Genomic DNA, 20,174 nt, shown 5'->3' on the forward strand with positions numbered 1-20,174 from the left:
GATTTTTCATCGTCGTTGCCTTTTCTTAAATTGAATAACTAATACTTAAAGATACATAATCACGATCTTCAATCTGGTTAGTTGTACCCACACCATCGAAGAAGCTATTGTAGTTTATTTCAGCTTTCCACCTGCTTTGATAGTCCATAGTCACTCCCAGAGCCACCGATTTTCTGTCTTCAACAAACAAGAATAATGGATCTGGCGTAATACCTTTAACATCATGAGAGAAAACTACACGAGGACTCATGTTGATACCTGAGAACACATTTGAATAATCTAATTTAGCAACTATTCTATAACCCCAAGCGAATTCAGTTGGGAATGGGTTTGTTTCAATACCATCTTGTAAACCTTTTTCTAAACCTGGTGCAGCTGCAACACCACCATTTCTAGCCGTTCCAGGCCCATTTAGGCGAAGTACATCTTCATCAGGCATATCATTGATATTAATACCACCAATTTCTAACACACCTGCAAACTGGCTTGCCCCAAGCATAGGACCAAACAAATGAGTTATGGTCATTTGCGCCTGTACTGTATCTGACAAAATAAAGCCATCGGCATTTACACCTGACCCAAAAGGTTGTCCTGTAGTAACATCATAATGTTGAGAAATATTATTTAAATCATCTCTAAGACCTGCGTTATATAACTGTTGAGGCATAGCAGCAAAGAGTAATTCAACATCATCAATTTGTAAGGGTTCATCTTGACGATAACTGACTTCACCTGCAACAGCCGTATTACCTAAAGTAGTATTAAAACTTAGCGCATACATTTTAATATCTTCTGGGTATTGTAATTTTACTTGTGAGAAAGTAGAAAGATCATAGAGGTTCTCCTGTGTAATTGGATTGCCTGCCATGTACGTAAGATCTGTACCAATTGAAGTAGCACTAAAATTAGCTGTTTGACCAGCAAATAGAGGTCTACGACTATGATAATTTACATAATAAAGACTTAATTCAGTTTCATTTAATTCTGGTAAATACCAAGAAAAACGTAAACCATATTGACCACCATCATCAGGTTGCCATTCTGCGGTTTCGCCAGGTGAACGTAAAGTGATTTTAGTAGAGTAAGCTAAGTACATTTGTGCCGCTGCATCACTGTTTATTGCGCCAGTTCTTAACAAACCACCAATTTGATTCAAGCCAGCCATTAACGTAGTTACATCAATATCTGGGTTACCAGAGAATCCAAGTTGAACGTTGTTATTATCACCGCCATCACCAGCAAAATCATTGGTTGAAAAGTAACTTCCTGGTGGTGGTAAAATTGTTTTTTCCCACGAATATTGATAAAACGCTTCAATATTGAAGTTGTCAGTAACCCCTAATGAACCCCAAACCGCGCCAAAGGGAATGAAAGCTTCTTTTAACTCAGCGCCCGGTGCTTTTAATCGTGCAATATCTACTGGGTTTATTTCACTGATACCATGACCAATAAGTGTACTCTCTCCCCAGCTTATTACTTGCTGACCAGCACGGATCGAAAACGGCATATCACCTAAATCAAAATTACCATACACGTAAGCATCAAGTAGTCGAACATCGGTACAAACCTGCTTCTTTGCTTCACTGTCGTCACAAGGGTCATTCACTTGACCGCTAATTGGGTTTGTCCAACTGCGATCATTATCCATCATGGCAAAATCGTAGTAGTACATACCACGAACAAAAATACCCATGCCATCATAATGAACATCTAATTCGTGCGTACCTTTAATTAATTGAGAGAAAGATTCGCCTTTATCATAATTTAAATTACCATTATCACCGTTAGAGGAATAACCACCTGCTCCCTGCCATAACGTAACGTTTTTTGGATTTGCATTTAATGCGGCATTGTAATGACTAAAATCAAAACCATTATTTAAGTTATTGGCTTTAGCAACATTATCATTCCAATTACGATTTTCAGTACGCCAGCTTGAGCCAACACTAAATGTAGAGTCAAAACTAACGTCTACATCACCAAAATTCCATCTTGCAGCTTGTGCACTATTTAGACCAGCGCCTAAAAGTGTCATTGAAAGTGCGGCGGCAACACCAACGACTGAAGGTTTTTTTGAAAACCTGCGAGGGCTATTATTCATGTATTTTCTCCCCTGAAGCAAATCAAGTAATATATAACGTTACTCTATTGACTAAACATATCTAAAAGTAACATTTTGAACAAAACTTAAATGATTATTTGTTTTATTATTTATTAACTAACAAATGCGATAGCTAATTCACAATTGACAGTTAAACAATAATTGCATCATTTCAACTCGGTAGCAAGTGTAAAAACAATAGTTAACTGACTGTATTTTAATGATTTGCATTTAACTATCAGTCGAAAACTTTCAATTGTTTAAAACGGGTGTTTTAAATCAAAAAAAGGAGCAGAATTTTATTTCAACTAAGTTAATGAAATATAGCTTATTTGTGACAAAAAAATGTACCAAATAAAACTAATGATGGTCTGACCACTGTTTAAAGCTATTACTCTAGTTGATTTAAAAAAAAGTAAACTAATCTATTTTTATTAAAGATAAAAATTTATTATTTTGTGTTTCCAAGCAGAAATGGCCATAAATTCCACCATTGGTTAAGTGCTTTCGTAAATGCATTGCTGGAAATTTTACCCTTGTCCCTAAATTTGTTGTTACAACAATAGATAATATTTCACCTCGGTAATAAGGTAAAAATTCATTTGCTGATATATTTAACGAAAAATAATACTTCATCTCAGTTTTATCATAGCTTTATGCTAAATCATTCTTTTAAAATATAGACTGATATATCAATAAATGCACATATCAGTCTTGCGTATACATTCAACTAAGACAATTATAATGTCAGTGACGCATCTAATTTTTCTTTCAGATCATTAGATAAATTAGGTAAGCATTGTAATCGTACTAATTGTGCTTTCATTAATTTTTTATGGGGTTCGCCAAAACTATTAAACTGAATGAGTGGTGTGATCAACCGAGAGGCAACTTGCGGGTTAATGGTATTCAGTGCAGCCACATTATTCGCTAAAAACTCATAACCTTTACCAGAGGTACAATGAAAGTATTTAGGGTTATTCATGGCAAAGGCACCAATTAGCGATCTTGCTCGGTTTGGGTTTTTTAAACTGAATAAAGTATGTTCAGTTAAATTGCTTAGGTGAGTAAAAATTTCCTCACTAGCAAGCGTGGCTGAAAGAGAAAACCACTTATCCATAACTAACACCGTATCTTGCCACTGAGACTCAAACTTTTGCATTTGTTGAGTAAAACAACTTAAGTTGTATTTTGCGCTACAGCTTAATGCGGCTAGTGAGTCTGTCATATTATCTGACTCACTAAATTGTTGTTCCACCAATGCAGTATGTTTTTCAAGTGACGCTAAGTAATGCAAACAAATATTTTTTAATGCTTTATTACTTGTAATCTCGGCTTCAGAAAGTTTAGGGTTTTGTAGAATAGTTTTACAATCTTGAAGCTTTTCTAGTAACGCTTGTTCTAATCCTTGCGCTATAAACAAAGTAAGCGTTTGTATTGCAGAAACTAAAGCAAGGGGATCGACTTCGTCAATTATATCAGCCGCTTCATCAAAGCTTGGCAAAATTAGCTGCTCAGCAATAAAAGCCGCATCTTCATTAGCCGACAAAATTTCAGCAAAACACGTTAAAAGTTGTTTTGGTATCTGAAAGTCTGGCATTAAGGTTAGTGATTTCAGGTAAGACATTAATAATTTCTGTCCTGCATCCCATCGACAAAAACTGTTTTTAGCGCTGGCTATAATCGTCAGTAATTCATCGTCATTTTGAGCAAAATTTATTTTTATTGGTGCACTGAAATCTGCTAACAATGCGATGCTAGGTTTTGATTTAAACCCAGAAAATTTAACTACTTGAGATTTTTCTGTTAACTCAATCATATGCTTTTGTACATCGATTGCATCACGGTGATCTCCAATTAGCTCAATTTTAATTGGAATATGTAACGCTTCTGGAGCAACTTGAACTTTAGTTACTGGCGACTTCTGCGATAGAGTTAAACTGTATATTGATTCAACATCATCAAAATGTTCACTTACGCTGACGGTAGGTGTTCCTGCTTGACTATACCAACGCTTAAATTGCGTTAAATTTTTACCTGACGCGTCACTCATTGCATTAATAAAGTCATCACAGGTAACAGCCATACCATCGAATCGTTTAAAATAAAGATCCATTCCTGCTCTAAAGTTATCTTTACCTAGCAAGGTATGTAACATTCGGATAACTTCAGCACCCTTCTCATATACCGTTAACGTGTAAAAATTATTCATTTCCAAGACTTTTTCAGGGCGAATAGGGTGTGACATTGGCCCTGCATCTTCAGCAAATTGTTGTGAGCGTAATACTCGTACGTTTTGAATTCGTGTTACAGCACTCGAATGCATATCAGCACTAAATTGTTGGTCGCGAAAAACTGTTAGCCCTTCTTTCAAGCTTAATTGGAACCAATCTCGGCAAGTAACCCTGTTTCCTGTCCAATTATGAAAATATTCATGCGCTATAACTGCTTCAACATTAAAGTAATCAGTATCTGTCGCACAGGCTTTATCAGCTAAAACATATTTACTGTTAAAAACGTTCAAGCCTTTATTTTCCATTGCTCCCATATTGAAAAAATCTACGGCGACAATCATGTAAATATCTAAATCATATTCTAGGCCAAAGGTTTCTTCATCCCATTGCATTGATTTTTTTAGCGAAGCCATGGCATGTTCAGCTTTATGGCAATTTCCCTTATCTACAAATATTTCTAACGCCACTTCTTTATTTGAACACGTTATAAAGGTGTCTGTTAGTAAATCAAAATCACCTGCAACTAACGCAAAAAGGTAGCAAGGCTTTGGAAAGGGGTCAAACCAAGTGACAAAGTGTTTGTTATTATCTAAATCACCTTGCGATATTTTGTTACCATTAGAGAGTAAATACGGATATAAAGTTTTATCTGCTATCACTTTTGTAGTAAAAACCGCCATTACGTCAGGTCTATCAAGATAATAGCTGATACGGCGAAACCCTTCTGCTTCACATTGTGTACAAAAAGCATTTCCTGATTTAAACAAGCCTTCAAGCGACGTATTATCAGCAGGGTTGATTTGGGTAACAATGGTTAACGTAAACTTATCTTCACCTGTGAGTAACGTTAGGTTGTTCTCTGATATTGTATATTGCTCTGTTGAAAGCACCTTGTTATTAATTGACACTGAGAGCAAGGTTTGTTGTTCACCATCGAGAACAAGTGGTTCATTATGTTCACCTTGGCGAGATACTAACATTTCATTAATAACTTCAGTACTAGTATCGTTTAATTCAACAGTCAATTGGACAGAATGGATTGTATAAAATGTTGGCGTATAATCCGCTAAAAATCGTGAAGTTGTTTGAGTCATAAAAATCCAAATTTAGATAAAAACAATAATTCAATTCATAAAGACATTTGTTAACGTCGGTAGTAAATTAATTATTATGCAGTATTAGTCAGTTTTTTAATTTTAAAACCTGTATATGCATATATTACCGCAATTATGGGGTTTATTAGATTAAAAAAACAATAAAATATATAGTCATAAGACGTCAATGCTAATGCACCAAACATAAACGCACCACAGGTATTCCAAGGTATTAACGGCGATGTGATGGTACCAGAATCTTCAAGGGTTCTACTTAATACGGTAGGATGCAAGCCACGACGCTGATATTCTTCTTTAAACATTCTACCAGGCATCACAATTGCCATGTACTGATCTGCCGTAATTAAATTAGTGCCTATACAAGTCATAATGGTACTAGTAATTAAACTGCCTACTGATTTAGCTGTTTTTAATATAGATTCAACAAACTTAGCTAACATACCTAAGTGCTCTAATACTGCACCAAAACTTAATGCACACATAACTAACCAAATAGTATTTAGCATACTTGACATGCCACCACGGCTAAGTAATTTATCAATTTCCTGATTACCAGTATTAACAACAATGCCATCAAAAAAAGCGGTCCAAATAACGGTAATATAGGCCGTTGTATTAGAAACCCCTTCTTTCGCCATTGTTAGAATTAATTCTTGCTGAAAAATACCAGACCAAATAGCACCAATAATTGCACCTATTGCAACAGCGGGAAAAGCGGGCATTTTTTTAAAAGCGAGTATGAGTAAAATCAACAAAGGTACTAAATTTATTACTGAAATATCATAAGTAGCTTCTAAGGTAGCGGTCAGCGCTTCAATACTGTCTGTATTTTCTATATTAGGTGATGAATGATTAAAACCAATAATCAAGAACAAGAGTAAAGCAATAGAAATAGAAGGAATTGTTGTCCATAGCATGTACCGTATATGGTCAAACAGTTCACTGCCCGCAACGGCGGGTGCAAGATTTGTCGTTTCTGAAAGAGGTGATAACTTATCACCAAAATAAGCACCAGAAATGACCGCTCCTGCCGTAACAGCCGTAGACATTTCAAAACCATTTGAAATCCCAATAAAAGCAACCCCAACGGTAGCTGCAGTTGTCCAAGAACTGCCAATGCTCATGGCAACAATACCACAAACAATACAACATGCTGCATAAAACCAATTAGGATCTATTATTTGTAAGCCATAATAAATCATTGTTGGAACAGTTCCAGACAGTAACCAAGTACCGATTAATGCACCAACCGTTAACAAAATTAATAATGCCCCCAAGGACAGAGAAATCCCCTTAACCATCGCTTTTTCAATACCATCCCATTGATAACCATTTTTCAGGCCAATTACAATAGCAATACCCATGGCTAATAAAAGTGCTATTTGATTTGGTCCAAAAGAAGAGTTATCTGAAAAGTAACCTACCGATGCAGTTAGCATTATCACCAGCGATACTAGAGGAATAGTAGCATCTAGCATACTAGGAGCTTTTGGTGATTTGCTTTTTATTGGTGCTTTATTTGACATTTTATGAAATTACCCTTTTATAATAGTTGTTATATAATTCATACTCATCGAGTTGATTATTTATTCATTTTATTTAAATATAAATACCTATATTAAAATACAAGAAAGCCGCCCTTAGGGCGGCTTTCTTATTGATATATTCTTTTACTTTTTAGCTATTTTCCCCAAACTAACTAGGTCAAAAGTAATCCGTACCGTTTCATCTAAAAATGGATCAAGTTCATCTAAATCATCGGGTAAATCTTCAAGATCCTCAACTTGCTTTTTCCCTAACTTAGCAAGTCGTTCATTAGTTCGAATTAATCGCTTACTCTTACGCTCTTCACGTTCAGCTTTACGCGTTTCTAAATTCAAAGAAATGACTTTATCATCTTTCTCTGCTTTATACGTTTCAATATCATCAAGTAGATAATTAAACTCGCTATTCTCTTTAATACGTTCTTTATATAAAGAAGTTAAGTAGGTTACATCTGTTTCTACATTATTCAATTTAGCGTAATCAGCTCTATTAATTTGATCCCAAGGTAATGCATTCTCTTCTTTACTTTCCCCCCAATCTTCAGGGTCTACCGCAGTAGGAAAAGCTATATCAGGTAAAACACCTCTATGTTGAGTGCTACCGCCATTTATACGGTAAAACTTAGCAATAGTATATTGAATACTTCCTAATGGGTGTTCATATAAATCATAAACACGTCCTAAACCTCGATGCTGTTGCACAGTCCCTTTACCAAAAGTGTGTTCACCTACAATAATTCCACGACCGTAATCTTGAATTGCAGCAGCAAAAATTTCAGATGCTGAGGCACTGTAACGATCAACCATAACTGTTAACGGGCCATCGTAATAACTAATACCATCTTTATCTCGATGAACATCTACGCGGTTTGCACCGTTTCTAATTTGAACAACTGGGCCTTTATCAATAAATAACCCCGTTAATAATGTTGCTTCTGGTAAAGAGCCACCACCGTTACCACGCAGGTCGACAATAATTCCCTCTACTTCTTGCTCTTTAAGCTTGGCAATTTCTTTTTTAACGTCACGAGAGAGATTATTATAAAAACTAGGGATTGTAATAATACCTAATTTTTTGCCTTGCTTAGTTGTATCTTCTTTAACTGTATTTTCTGTTTCTTCGGTATCTTTTTCTAATTTTTCAATACCAATACCTTCAAAGTACACTTCAGATTTAGCCGCTTTATTCTCTAATTTTATTTTGTCTCGAACGATAGTTACTTCTTTAATATCAGAAATATCATCTGATTCACCAGACAATACTTGTAGTCTAACTGTTGTACCTTTAGGTCCTTTGATTTTATCGACAACGTCATCTAAACGCCAACCAATAACATCTTCAAAATCTTTTTCACCTTGGGCTACCCCCACAATGCGATCTTTAGGCTTTAAGCCTTTCGACATATCAGCAGGACCACCGCTAATAACACTCTGAATAACGGTGTAATCTTCTTCTGCACGAAGCACGGCACCAATACCTTCAAGTGATAAGTTCATTTCCATTTGGAAACGTTCTGCATTGCGTGGAGATAAATAAGAAGTATGAGGCTCAACTACACGAGCAAAGCTATTCATGACCAGCTGAAAAACATCTTCGCTCTCGCTTTGCTTAATTCTTTTAACCGCATATTTATAACGTTTAATCAGTACTTCTTTCGCTTTAGGCCATTCTTTACCTGCCAACAGTAAATTTAACACATCAGATTTAACCTTAATGCGCCATAATTCATCTAGTTCAGCCGTTGAAGTTGCCCAAGGAGCATCTTCTCGGTCGTATTCAAAAACTTCATCTTTACTAAAATCAAAGGGAGTTTCTGGTGAATTTTTATCCTCTGTTTTATTAGAAATAACAGGTGAATTAAGTAAGTCAAGGGCAAACTGGTACCGTTCTAAACGTCGTTGCATATTTAAATTATAAATATCGTACGCAGCTGACAACTTTCCTCGAGCAAATACATCATCAAACCCATCACTGTTTTTTTCTAATGTTGTAATGTCTGAGGCTAAAAAAATATTGCGTGAATAATCAAGCTGTTTTATATAGCGGTCAAATACTTCTTTCGATAACGCGTCATTAATTTTAATTTTTTTATAGTGCCCTCGGGTAAAGCTTGCTGCAATTCGTTTACTCGCTGTTGCATGTTGGCTTTCAGGGCTGAGTACAGGTAGGGGGGTATCTTTGGTTGTATCATCAAATGCAAACGCATTATAGCTACTTAATGAAAAACTTACCGACAATGATACGGCAAGTGCTATACGACAAAATTTTTGCATGCACGCTACTCCAAACGATGATAAACATTCAAGCCTAACAATTAGAAAAGATAAGTTGTTAAACTTTAATTCTCTTTGTAAGGCGACTTTTAACCACTAACGGCATAAAAGCCCCCACAAATAATGTACTATTTTTACTGATTAAAAATACATAAACATATTAAATTATGAATATATATTTTGCATCTGTGTTTTAATTGTCATGCCAGAATCAAGTTGCACACTAACATCTTTACCAGCAATTTCTGTAATAGTTGCATTCATAGGTGCATTACCTAACTGAACTTTAACTTTACTACCTATTTTTATTGTAGCGGAATCTACTTGTTTCAATGGTGGTAATTCTTTTTTCACCGATTGACGTTTGACGGATTTAACAGATTTAAACTTTTCAGCGTCACGTTTATCTGCCCCCTCCCCTTTGTTTTTGCTAGTTTTAGATGGTTTTTTATCATCTTTTTCTTGCGGTTTTTTATTGGGTGAAGAATTGTTACCAAATTTTTCTTGGCTTTCTTTTAATGTTTTACTGGCGTAATTTGCTTGTTCTTCATCTATTTCAGCAACGGTATTACCATCAATATCTACACGAAAAGCGCCTACCTTAATTGCTTTAAGATAACGCCAACTACTCGTATAATGTCTTAATGCTTGGCGTAAGCGAGTTTTGCTAATGGTTTCATCATCATTCAGTTTTTCAGCTAAATCTTGAAAAATTCCAATTTTCAATGGTTTTACTGGTCCTTTTAGCGAAAAACATGCAGGAAATTTTTCGACTAAATAGGTAATAACATCTTTGGTGCTTATTCGTTTAATTTGAGTTTCCATAAATACACTTTTATACAGTTTCAGTTAAATAGTTTAAATTAATAATCTTGGGGTTGTAGGTGTTGGTCTCTGTTTTCTAATACGTGTCGACACCAATCGTAAATATCTTCAGATGCTAAATCAGGCAATTCTTCCTGCCCAATCCATGTATCCCATATCAAAGCCAATAGCTGCTCTAATACTTCAGTTTCTATATCTTCTTCCGCTAAATCATAGAACGTATGGTAAAACTCATTGATTTTCTCTACAACTTGTTCTTCCTGACCATCCCAATCACCAACAATGGCTTCTGTGACTAGATAATCATGTATTACTACAAATTCTTTCATGGTGTTAATACTTCATTACGCTAATTTCACTTTTCTAATAACAAGCTTTGCTCGAACATTGCAACGATGGCTTCTAAACCATCTTGATCTTCTTGGTCAAAACGTTGAAAACTAACGCTATCAACATCCAAAACCGCTATTATATCACCGTTAAGTTGAACGGGGATAACAATTTCAGAATTCGTTGCTGCATCGCAAGCAATATGTCCGTCAAATTGATGAACATCATCGATACGTTGTGTTGTTTTTGTTTGAGCTGCCGTTCCACAGACCCCTTTCCCTAAGGGAATTCGAATACAAGCAACTTTACCTTGAAACGGTCCTAAAACAAGTTCTTCTTCAATGATTCGATAAAAACCAAGCCAATTCACTTGTTCTAACGCGTCAAAAAGTAAGGCGGAGATATTTGCCATATTGGCGATAGGGTCTGTTTCATCATGTATTAATGCTTTTGTTTGCATTAATAATTCTTGATAAAACGCTGTTTTACTAACCAAGGAGATATACCAACAATTAAAATGTAGCTTAAAAAGGCATAACATACCCTGAAAGCTACCTTAATTAAAGCTTTTATATTGATGAAACTATAATTTACTCTCATTTAGTCGTTTGAGCACTCTCGCTACTCAATTGAATAATTCACCAAAACACTTGCGCTAATTTCTTTTGTACCAACTTGTGAGCTATGTTCAAAAGACGATTTAACCATCATTGACTCGTTGTATCGTGCTCTGTAATGATTGTTACTGACTTCTTTAAGATAGACCAACTTACCTAATTGATGTCCTGCTTGATTAGCAATGTTTGATGCTTTTAATTTTGCATTATTAATCGCCAACAATAATGCTTGTTGATAATATTTATCTGTGTCATCTACAGTCATAGCAAGAGGAGAAATATGCGTAACGCCAATTTTTATCACTGCATTCAAAAATCGATCATAATCGTCGATATCAGAAAAGTTAACCGTAATATTTCTACTTAATTCAAAATACTGTGGCAGAACATGCTCAACATAGGAAGATGTACTTGTACCCACATGAACCTTACTTTTTTGATTGTTCGCTAATGGCTCGTTAACTTCCAATCCGCGAACATTTATTTTCGATTCTTCTTCAATAATACGCAAATATACCCGTGCAGAGTTAATGTTATTGGCTTTAACACCTAAGCTTTTTGCAACATCAATCACTTGATTACTTTTACTATCCACAATGGCTCTAATTTTATCGGTAAAGTGACCTTTTTCAGCTATTGATAAAGTTAAAGAAAACTGATTAGGCTCAACCAAAATTGTGCCTTGTCCTGTCACTTCAATTCCTGATTCTTGCGTAACCGCATATACATTATTAGATAAAATCAAACATGCGCTAATAGCAAATGCATTTATAATAAGTGATGTGTTAATTTTGAGCATATTTTTTCCTATGTATTTAATCCATTGTATTTATAAACTTTTTAAAATGCTTCTTTTCTTCTTCTGAAGCATTTTGCCACCAGTATTTTAACATGGGTAGTGCATTAATCTGTATCAATTTGTTATTCAGATCATTTGTTGTGGTAGGTGGTGTAGTAGGAATGGTTGTTTGGCTTAAAGACTGAACTTTAGAAATGATTGCTTTTTTATCATGATTAATAGCTTGTTGATTAGTATAAGAACTAATTGCCGACTCTACTTGTTCTGCAATTTTATAATCAGCTACGCTTTCCAACTCAATAGGTAACTCTTGGTTATTTTCATCTGTTAAAATAAGTGTGGGTGATTTAGAAAAGGCTTCTGATTGTGCTAAATTTTTGATAGTCGAGGTTTTTAAACTAAGTGTTTTTTGTTGATCAACTAAGAGTTTTACAACAAAATCTTTCGATTTTACTACTCTATCTTCTGCAAAATTTAGATCTTCAAAAACATCTTTATAGTGTATCACTAAGGCATATTGACCAGGTTTTAGTGAAAATTTAGTCGTGTGGTTAAGAAAACCATGATCAACTATTTTGTTATTAATGTGACTGACAATTAAGTTATCAGATACTGTTAACGTTGTTGCCCACAGTGAAAATGAAATAGTAGTATTTAGTAAAAATAAACCTAACGCCAAAATAAACCTAGTCAAAATAAAATTCCTTATACAATAATTATAAGTTCATTTATAAACTGACTAGGCTTGAATGCAAACCTTTATTTAACTAATTTAGGCTAAAGTACTAGTGGGATGTATTAACAAAGCGCTAGAAACTGTCTGCTGGAATTCTAACCCAACCTTCCATCAAAACTCTGGCACTTCGACTCATAACAACCTTATTTACAGTCCACTTCCCTGCTACCTCAATTGCTTCAGCTCCTACTTTTAATGTACCTGAAGGGTGACCAAATATAACGCTTTGCTTGTCACCTCCACCAGCAGCCAAGTTAACAAGCGTTCCAGGAATAGCCGCAGCGGTACCTATGGCAACTGCTGCTGTTCCCATCATGGCATGATGCAATTTCCCCATAGAAAGCGCACGAACGTGTAAGTCAATATCTTTTGAAGACACGGCTTTACCACTTGATGTTGTGTAACCTTGAGACGGTGATACAAAGGCAATTTTAGGGGTATGTTGGCGGCCTTGCGCCTCAGATAATTTTTTAATTAAGCCCATTTTAAGCGCACCATAAGCTCGAATCGTTTCAAAACGTGCTAGCGCAGCGTCATCACTATTAATCGCTTCTTGTAGCTCAGTCCCTGTATAACCAATCTCATCGGCGTTCAAAAAGATAGTAGGAATACCAGCCGTGATCATAGTTGCTTTAAATGTTCCAACATCAGGAACAACCAAATCATCAACAACATTGCCAGTAGGAAACATAGCTTCACTGGGATCAACAGGGGCTATGAATGCTACAGGCACCTCGGCTGCGGGGAAAGTTACGCCATCAAGCTCAAAATCACCAGTTTCTTGCACTTCCCCACCAACAATAGGTACTTGCGCAATAATAGTTTTTGAAATATTTTTTTGCCAAATATGAACGGCACAAACACCATTTTCTGGAATACGTTCTTTATCAACTAAACCCGAGCTAATAGCAAATGAGCCAACCGCAGCCGTTAAATTTCCGCAATTTCCACTCCAATCGACAAAGGCTTTATCAATGGCAACTTGGCCAAACAAATAATCAACATCGTGATCTTTTTTTTCTGATTTAGCTAATATAACCGTTTTACTCGTACTTGACGTTGCACCACCCATTCCATCAGTTTGTTTGCCATAAGGATCTGGGCTACCAATAACACGTAATAATAAATTATCACGGGCAGTACCCGGTACTTGAGCACTTTCAGGTAAATCTGTTAAATTAAAAAATACACCTTTAGATGTACCACCACGCATATAGGTAGCAGGAACTTTTACTTGAGGTAAGTGTACATGAGGAACGTCAGACATCTCGTTCTCCTTTATTTTTGTTAAATAAAAAGCGGTACCAACATAATGTTAAGTACCGCTTAAATTGATTATTTTAGCGAAACTTAACTAGCGTTTGACTCTAAAAAATCATTCGCAAATTTTTGAAGTACGCCGCCTGCAGCATAAACAGAAACTTCTTCAGCTGTATCTAAACGACATTTGACAGGAATTTCAACAACTTCACCATTCTTACGAGTCATTACCACAGTCATAATAGCACCTGGTGCGGTTGTGCCTGTCACATCATACGTTTCAGTACCGTCAATATTGTAAGTATGGCGAGTTTCGCCATTAACAAATTGTAGCGGTAACACACCCATGCCAACTAAATTGGTACGGTGAATTCGTTCAAAACCTTCTGCAACAATCACTTCAACACCTGCTAAACGAACCCCTTTTGCGGCCCAATCACGTGAAGAACCTTGACCGTAGTCAGCACCAGCAATAATAATCAAGGGTTGCTTGCGTTCCATATACGTTTCAATAGCTTCCCACATACGTGACTCTTTACCTTCAGGCTCAATGCGTGCTAAAGAACCTTGTTTTACTTCACCCTTATCATCCTTACACATTTCATTGAATAATTTCGGGTTAGCAAAGGTTGCACGTTGTGCTGTTAAGTGATCACCACGATGGGTTGCATAAGAGTTAAAGTCAGCTTCGGGTAAGCCCATTTTATCTAAGTATGCTCCTGCCGCAGAGTTCAATTGAATAGCATTAGACGGAGATAAATGATCCGTGGTTATGTTGTCACCAAGCACAGCTAACGGTCGCATACCTTTCATGGTACGTTCGCCAGCTAAAGCACCTTCCCAATAGGGTGGACGACGAATATAAGTACTCGATAAATCCCAATCATATAATGGGCTTTCTGCAGGCTCAAATGCGCCTAAATCAAACATTGGCGTATAAACTTTTTTGAACTGCTCTGGTTTAACGCTTGCTGCTACAATGGCATCAATTTCTTCATCACTCGGCCAAATATCTTTCAAGGTAATATCATTGCCCTGTTGATCTTGTCCTAAAATGTCTTTTTCAATATCAAAACGTATAGTACCAGCAATAGCATAGGCAACAACTAATGGCGGTGATGCTAAAAATGCCTGTTTGGCATAAGGGTGAATACGTCCATCAAAATTACGGTTACCTGACAAAACAGCTGTTGCGTATAAATCTCGATCAATAATTTCTTGTTGAATTTTAGGATCTAACGCCCCTGACATTCCGTTACAGGTAGTACATGCATAACCCACAATACCAAAACCTAATTTTTCCATTTCAGGTAACAAGCCTGAATCTTCTAGATAAAGTTTGGCAACTTTAGACCCTGGAGCAAAGGATGTTTTCACCCATGGCTTGCGTACTAAACCTAATTCATTAGCGCGTTTGGCAATTAAACCAGCAGCAACAACATTACGAGGGTTTGAGGTATTAGTACATGAGGTAATTGCCGCAATAATTACTGCACCGTCTGGCATTTCGCCTTTGGCTTCTTGCGCTTTACAGCTGTCTAAATTTTTTGCAATATGCTTTGAGGTCAAATCTGCTGTCGCTAAACGACGATGTGGATTAGAAGGGCCCGCTAAATTACGGCATATTGTAGATAAATCAAATTCAAGTACACGCGGGTACTGAGCTTCAGTTAGATCATCAGCCCATAAACCTGTCTGTTTTGCATAGTTTTCTACTAACGCAACTTGTTCTGGCTCACGGCCTGTCATTTTTAAATAATCAATGGTTTGTTCATCAATATAAAACATACCTGCAGACGCGCCATATTCTGGTGTCATATTTGAGATCGTTGCACGATCACCTATGGTTAACTCTTTTGTACCTTCACCAAAAAACTCTAGATAGGATGAAACAACTTTTTCATTACGTAAAAATTCAGTTATTGCTAAAACCATATCAGTAGCAGTAATACCTGGTTTACGTTTGCCCGTTAATTTAACGCCAATAATGTCTGGTAAGCGCATCATCGATGGACGACCAAGCATGACTGTTTCGGCTTCTAAACCACCTACACCTATTGCAATAACACCTAGTGCATCAATATGCGGCGTATGGCTGTCTGTGCCTACACAAGTATCAGGAAATGCAACACCATCACGAGCTTGAATAACAGGTGACATTTTCTCTAAGTTAATTTGGTGCATAATGCCGTTTCCAGCAGGTATTACATCAACATTTTTAAAGGCTGTTTTAGTCCACTCAATAAAATGAAAACGATGTTCATTACGATGATCTTCTATCGCGCGGTTTTTATCGAAAGCGTCTGGATCAAAACCTGGGGCTTCTACGGCTAATGAATGGTCAACAATTAACTGTGTTGGAACAACAGGATTTACTTTTGAAGGATCGCCACCTTGGTCAGCAATTGCATCCCTAAGCCCTGCTAAATCAACCAGTGCTGTTTGGCCTAAAATATCGTGACAAACAACACGTGCAGGATACCAAGGAAAATCAAGGTCTTGTTTGCCTTCAATGATTTGCTTTAATGAGTCTGTTAATGTTTCAGGGTCACAACGGCGAACTAACTGTTCTGCTAACACGCGCGAAGTATAAGGTAATTTTGCATAAGCACCTGTGCTTATGTCCTCTATTGCTGATCGGGTGTCAAAATAATCTATATTAGCACCCGGCAATGGTTTTCGATAATTGTAATTCATAATGTCATCTCTAAATAAAAGAGTGAGTAAGATACGAGAGACAAGCATCAAGCTAAACTTCGCAACTTGATGCTCGAAACTCTGGACTAGATTTATCTTTGTGCTATTGGTGTAACAGTACGAGGCTCTGCACCTACATAGTCTGCTGACGGACGAATAATACGGTTATTAGCGCGTTGTTCCATAACATGCGCAGCCCAACCAGTTAAACGTGAGCAAACAAAAATAGGGGTAAATAACTTAGTTGGTATACCCATATAGTTGTATGTAGACGCATGGAAAAAGTCGGCATTACAGAATAATTTTTTGGTATCCCACATAAACTCTTCACAAGCAACAGAGATATCATAAAGTGAAGTATCACCATTTTCTTCAGCTAGTTTTTCAGACCATGCCTTGATGATAACGTTACGTGGATCAGAGGTACGATATATTGCATGACCAAAGCCCATAATTTTTTCTTTACGTTCTAACATGCCTGCCATTTGAACTTTAGCATCTTCAGGCGACTTAAATTTTTCAATCATATCCATAGCAGCTTCATTCGCACCACCATGAAGAGGACCACGCAATGTACCAATAGCACCAGTAATACATGAGAACATATCAGATAACGTTGAAGCACAAACACGTGCTGTAAAGGTAGATGCATTAAATTCGTGCTCAGCATATAAGATCAAAGATACATCCATAACACGTTCATGTTGTGCTGAAGGACTTTCGTCATTCAATAAACGCAAGAAATGACCACCTAATGAGCTTTCATCACTCATACAATCTATTTCAACGTCCTCATGTGAATATTTATACCAAAAACACATAATCGCAGGGAAAGCTGCCAACAAACGGTTTGCCGCTTTATTTTGTTGTGAAAAATCAGTTTCTGGCTCAACATTACCTAAGAATGAACAACCTGTACGCATAACATCCATAGGATGTGCTTCTTTGGGGATAAGTTTCAATACTTCTTTTAGTGCTTGTGGAATATCACGCATAGCAAGCAATTCAGCTTTATACTCAGCTAACTCACTTGACGTTGGTAATTCACCGTTAAAAAGTAAATAAGCGACTTCTTCAAAGGTTGCATTTTCTGCCAAATCAGCCACATCATAACCACAATAGGTTAAACCACTACCAGATTTACCAACCGTACATAGTGATGTTTCACCTGCACTTTGACCACGCAATCCTGCGCCACTTAGTTTCTTATCAATAGCTTTATCAGTCATTATTCTCTCCTCATTCTTTATATGTATAATATTGTTCAAAGTTCAAACTTTTATTTACAATTGATTTTAACTTAGCATTAGTTTGCTCTCGTTCATAAAAGAGCACTAAGTTGATGCCTATCATTAAGCACTTTTTCATTATTAAATTGAGCTAAATAACAATAAATTTACTTATTTTTTCCTTCAGCAAACAATGAATCTAATTTTTGTTCATAATCGTGATAACCAAGATAATCGTATAAATCCATACGTGTTTGCATATTATCGATTTCTGCTTTTTGATCGCCATCAGTTAATAATGTTCTGTATACAGACTCTGCTGCTTTGTTCATTGCTCTAAAGGCAGACAATGGGTAAAGCACCATTGCACAGCCCCACTCACCTAACTGTTCTTTATTCCATAATTCAGTTTGCCCAAACTCAGTAATATTTGCTAAAACAGGCACATCTAATGTCTGTGTAAAGGCACGGTAATGCTCTTCTGTTTGAATAGCTTCAGCGAAAATACCATCAGCTCCTGCGGCAACATACGCTTTAGCACGTTCAAGGGCTGATTCTAAGCCTTCTTGAGCAAAAGCATCAGTACGCGCCATAATAAAAAAATCAGGGTCTATACGTGCATCTACGGCAGCTCGAATACGATCAACCATTTCTTCAGTTGAAACAATTTCTTTATTTGGGCGATGTCCACAACGTTTTTGTGCTACTTGATCTTCTATATGAACAGCAGCTGCGCCTGCTTTTTCCATATCGCGTATTGTTTTAGCAATATTGAAAGCACCGCCCCAACCTGTATCAATATCAACTAATAAAGGCAATGAAGATGCTGCTGTAATACGTGCTACATCGGCAACCACATCATTTAATGACGTCATACCTAAGTCAGGTAGACCATATGAAGCATTGGCAACACCACCACCCGATAAATAAATAGCTTGGTGACCTAATTTTTCAGCCATCATTGCGCAATATGCGTTGATAGTACCAACAACTTGCAGTGGTTTATTATTCGTTAATGCTTGGCGAAATTTAGCACCTGCAGACATTGGCTTAGACACTGATGAATCTTTAGACATAATATTTCCTCTACTTATTTTCGTTAAGTTCTGATAATTCTAGTTGTGAAATTTTGTTTTCTATATTTTTCCTTGATGCGGCAATATGACGACGCATTAATAATTCAGCCAATTCACCATCTCTATCACTAATGGCCTGAATAATTTGAGAGTGCTCATTAAACGCACGACTAGCTCTAGGGCTATTCATACCAAATTGACAACGGTACATACGCACTAAGTGATATAGCTGACCACAGATCAAATTAATTAACTGTTTATTATGGCTGCCTAAAATAACTTTATAATGAAAATCAAGATCACCCTCTTCTTGATAGTAAGCAACGCCATCTTTTAACTCTTGTGTTTGGCTATGAAGTTTAAGCATAGCTTTCATATTATCAATTTCAACATCAGTCATATTTAATGCTGCTTGACGACATGCCATACCTTCAAGTGCTTCTCGAGTAATATAAAGTTCAAGTAAACCTTCAATTGTACAATCAACAACCCTTGAACCAACATTGGCTTTACGCTCAATTAAATGACACTTCTCTAAACGATTTAACGCTTCGCGCAGAGTAGAACGACTAATTTGATACCGTTTAGCTAATTCAGGCTCACTGATTTTGCTCCCCGCAGGAATATTGCCTTCAACAATAGCGTATTGTATTTGTTCAAAAACTTTATCAGCGGTAGTTACAGCTTCAGGCTGAGTAGGATTTATTAAGTACATAGTGGTAAAACCTTGCTTATGATATTGTAATTATTTTGATTACTGCCAGCCTTTAATTGTCGACATATTTTATTTTACACAAGAATAATAACGTGTTTTTATTAAATTGCAAGTAGACTTAAGTATTATTGTCGACAATTTGGTTTTATTGCTGTTTTGAAGGCACAAAAAAGCCCACGCAATACATTACTATTGCGTGGGCTTTCTATTTTTCACTTTATGTACACTGTCTTTTAAGAAAAGAAAGTGGCATCCCTAAGGGGATTCGAACCCCTGTTACCGCCGTGAAAGGGCGGTGTCCTAGGCCTCTAGACGATAGGGACACTGAATTAACTTAACACTAAGTTAATACAAACTATCTACCAGATTACTCTGATGATTCAGCTAATTGTATCTTATTAGATATAAAAAACAAAAGCTCAAACTCTAAATTCTTATTTATCATTTATTAAAAATAAATATCAGTATAAGAGACTGTTTCACTTTTTATATGCACTTTCTAAATGAAAGTGGCATCCCTAAGGGGATTCGAACCCCTGTTACCGCCGTGAAAGGGCGGTGTCCTAGGCCTCTCGACGATAGGGACACTAAAACTGATAATTTCCCAATTTATATAACAACG

Annotated in this window: 15 protein-coding genes and 2 tRNA genes; all 17 read right to left on the bottom strand. The window is 36.5% G+C overall.

Going from position 1 to position 20,174, the window contains the following annotated elements; all coding sequences use genetic code 11:
• Positions 1-25: 25 nt before the first annotated feature.
• Positions 26-2,101, bottom strand: coding sequence for a DUF1302 domain-containing protein (locus ACE1OF_RS15780; protein ID WP_448895607.1), 2,076 nt, complete (start codon positions 2,099-2,101; stop codon positions 26-28).
• 420 nt (positions 2,102-2,521) lie between these two features.
• Positions 2,522-2,737 (bottom strand): DUF2835 domain-containing protein, encoded by a 216-nt coding sequence (locus ACE1OF_RS15785; RefSeq protein ID WP_448895608.1) that lies wholly within the window; start codon positions 2,735-2,737, stop codon positions 2,522-2,524.
• A 103-nt stretch (positions 2,738-2,840) separates the two neighbouring features.
• The gene (gene pepN / locus ACE1OF_RS15790; RefSeq protein WP_448895609.1) at positions 2,841-5,429 is read right to left on the bottom strand and encodes an aminopeptidase N; all 2,589 of its coding nucleotides are present in this window, start codon (positions 5,427-5,429) and stop codon (positions 2,841-2,843) included.
• A gap of 74 nt (positions 5,430-5,503) precedes the next feature.
• A complete protein-coding gene (gene nhaC, locus ACE1OF_RS15795; protein WP_448895610.1) occupies positions 5,504-6,976 on the bottom strand; it encodes a Na+/H+ antiporter NhaC in 1,473 nt (490 codons plus the stop codon).
• A 144-nt stretch (positions 6,977-7,120) separates the two neighbouring features.
• The gene (gene prc / locus ACE1OF_RS15800) at positions 7,121-9,268 is read right to left on the bottom strand and encodes a carboxy terminal-processing peptidase (protein WP_448895611.1); all 2,148 of its coding nucleotides are present in this window, start codon (positions 9,266-9,268) and stop codon (positions 7,121-7,123) included.
• Between the two features lie 165 nt (positions 9,269-9,433).
• Entirely contained in the window at positions 9,434-10,093 is a 660-nt protein-coding gene (gene proQ / locus ACE1OF_RS15805) for an RNA chaperone ProQ (protein ID WP_448895612.1), read from the bottom strand.
• Between the two features lie 38 nt (positions 10,094-10,131).
• Entirely contained in the window at positions 10,132-10,422 is a 291-nt protein-coding gene (locus tag ACE1OF_RS15810) for a hypothetical protein (RefSeq protein WP_448895613.1), read from the bottom strand.
• Between the two features lie 26 nt (positions 10,423-10,448).
• Positions 10,449-10,883 (bottom strand): GAF domain-containing protein, encoded by a 435-nt coding sequence (locus ACE1OF_RS15815; protein ID WP_448895614.1) that lies wholly within the window; start codon positions 10,881-10,883, stop codon positions 10,449-10,451.
• A 161-nt stretch (positions 10,884-11,044) separates the two neighbouring features.
• Positions 11,045-11,839: an SIMPL domain-containing protein gene (locus ACE1OF_RS15820; RefSeq protein WP_448895615.1), complete on the bottom strand. Its 795-nt coding sequence runs from the start codon at positions 11,837-11,839 to the stop codon at positions 11,045-11,047.
• A 16-nt stretch (positions 11,840-11,855) separates the two neighbouring features.
• Entirely contained in the window at positions 11,856-12,533 is a 678-nt protein-coding gene (locus ACE1OF_RS15825; protein WP_448895616.1) for a YccT family protein, read from the bottom strand.
• 115 nt (positions 12,534-12,648) lie between these two features.
• Positions 12,649-13,842, bottom strand: a complete 1,194-nt coding sequence (prpF, locus tag ACE1OF_RS15830; protein WP_448895617.1) for a 2-methylaconitate cis-trans isomerase PrpF — start codon at positions 13,840-13,842, stop codon at positions 12,649-12,651.
• A gap of 83 nt (positions 13,843-13,925) precedes the next feature.
• Complete coding sequence (gene acnD, locus ACE1OF_RS15835; RefSeq protein ID WP_448895618.1) at positions 13,926-16,532, bottom strand: Fe/S-dependent 2-methylisocitrate dehydratase AcnD; 2,607 nt, start codon at positions 16,530-16,532, stop codon at positions 13,926-13,928.
• Positions 16,533-16,624: 92 nt separating this feature from the next.
• Complete coding sequence (gene prpC / locus ACE1OF_RS15840; RefSeq protein WP_448895619.1) at positions 16,625-17,761, bottom strand: bifunctional 2-methylcitrate synthase/citrate synthase; 1,137 nt, start codon at positions 17,759-17,761, stop codon at positions 16,625-16,627.
• Between the two features lie 167 nt (positions 17,762-17,928).
• Complete coding sequence (gene prpB, locus ACE1OF_RS15845) at positions 17,929-18,807, bottom strand: methylisocitrate lyase (RefSeq protein ID WP_448895622.1); 879 nt, start codon at positions 18,805-18,807, stop codon at positions 17,929-17,931.
• A gap of 40 nt (positions 18,808-18,847) precedes the next feature.
• The gene (locus ACE1OF_RS15850) at positions 18,848-19,552 is read right to left on the bottom strand and encodes a GntR family transcriptional regulator (protein WP_448895620.1); all 705 of its coding nucleotides are present in this window, start codon (positions 19,550-19,552) and stop codon (positions 18,848-18,850) included.
• 247 nt (positions 19,553-19,799) lie between these two features.
• A tRNA-Glu gene (locus ACE1OF_RS15855) sits at positions 19,800-19,875 on the bottom strand.
• Positions 19,876-20,062: 187 nt separating this feature from the next.
• A tRNA-Glu gene (locus ACE1OF_RS15860) sits at positions 20,063-20,138 on the bottom strand.
• Positions 20,139-20,174 lie beyond the last annotated feature (36 nt).

The organism is Colwellia sp. E150_009 (assembly GCF_053543955.1).

What these genes read in the sequence shown, in the direction of transcription:
- ACE1OF_RS15780 (WP_448895607.1), bottom strand. Translation starts at nt 2,101, where the DNA reads ATGAATAATAGCCCTCGCAGGTTTTCAAAAAAACCTTCAGTCGTTGGT.
- ACE1OF_RS15785 (WP_448895608.1), bottom strand. Translation starts at nt 2,737, where the DNA reads ATGAAGTATTATTTTTCGTTAAATATATCAGCAAATGAATTTTTACCT.
- pepN (WP_448895609.1), bottom strand. Translation starts at nt 5,429, where the DNA reads ATGACTCAAACAACTTCACGATTTTTAGCGGATTATACGCCAACATTT.
- nhaC (WP_448895610.1), bottom strand. Translation starts at nt 6,976, where the DNA reads ATGTCAAATAAAGCACCAATAAAAAGCAAATCACCAAAAGCTCCTAGT.
- prc (WP_448895611.1), bottom strand. Translation starts at nt 9,268, where the DNA reads ATGCAAAAATTTTGTCGTATAGCACTTGCCGTATCATTGTCGGTAAGT.
- proQ (WP_448895612.1), bottom strand. Translation starts at nt 10,093, where the DNA reads ATGGAAACTCAAATTAAACGAATAAGCACCAAAGATGTTATTACCTAT.
- ACE1OF_RS15810 (WP_448895613.1), bottom strand. Translation starts at nt 10,422, where the DNA reads ATGAAAGAATTTGTAGTAATACATGATTATCTAGTCACAGAAGCCATT.
- ACE1OF_RS15815 (WP_448895614.1), bottom strand. Translation starts at nt 10,883, where the DNA reads ATGCAAACAAAAGCATTAATACATGATGAAACAGACCCTATCGCCAAT.
- ACE1OF_RS15820 (WP_448895615.1), bottom strand. Translation starts at nt 11,839, where the DNA reads ATGCTCAAAATTAACACATCACTTATTATAAATGCATTTGCTATTAGC.
- prpF (WP_448895617.1), bottom strand. Translation starts at nt 13,842, where the DNA reads ATGTCTGACGTTCCTCATGTACACTTACCTCAAGTAAAAGTTCCTGCT.
- acnD (WP_448895618.1), bottom strand. Translation starts at nt 16,532, where the DNA reads ATGAATTACAATTATCGAAAACCATTGCCGGGTGCTAATATAGATTAT.
- prpC (WP_448895619.1), bottom strand. Translation starts at nt 17,761, where the DNA reads ATGACTGATAAAGCTATTGATAAGAAACTAAGTGGCGCAGGATTGCGT.
- prpB (WP_448895622.1), bottom strand. Translation starts at nt 18,807, where the DNA reads ATGTCTGCAGGTGCTAAATTTCGCCAAGCATTAACGAATAATAAACCA.
- ACE1OF_RS15850 (WP_448895620.1), bottom strand. Translation starts at nt 19,552, where the DNA reads ATGTACTTAATAAATCCTACTCAGCCTGAAGCTGTAACTACCGCTGAT.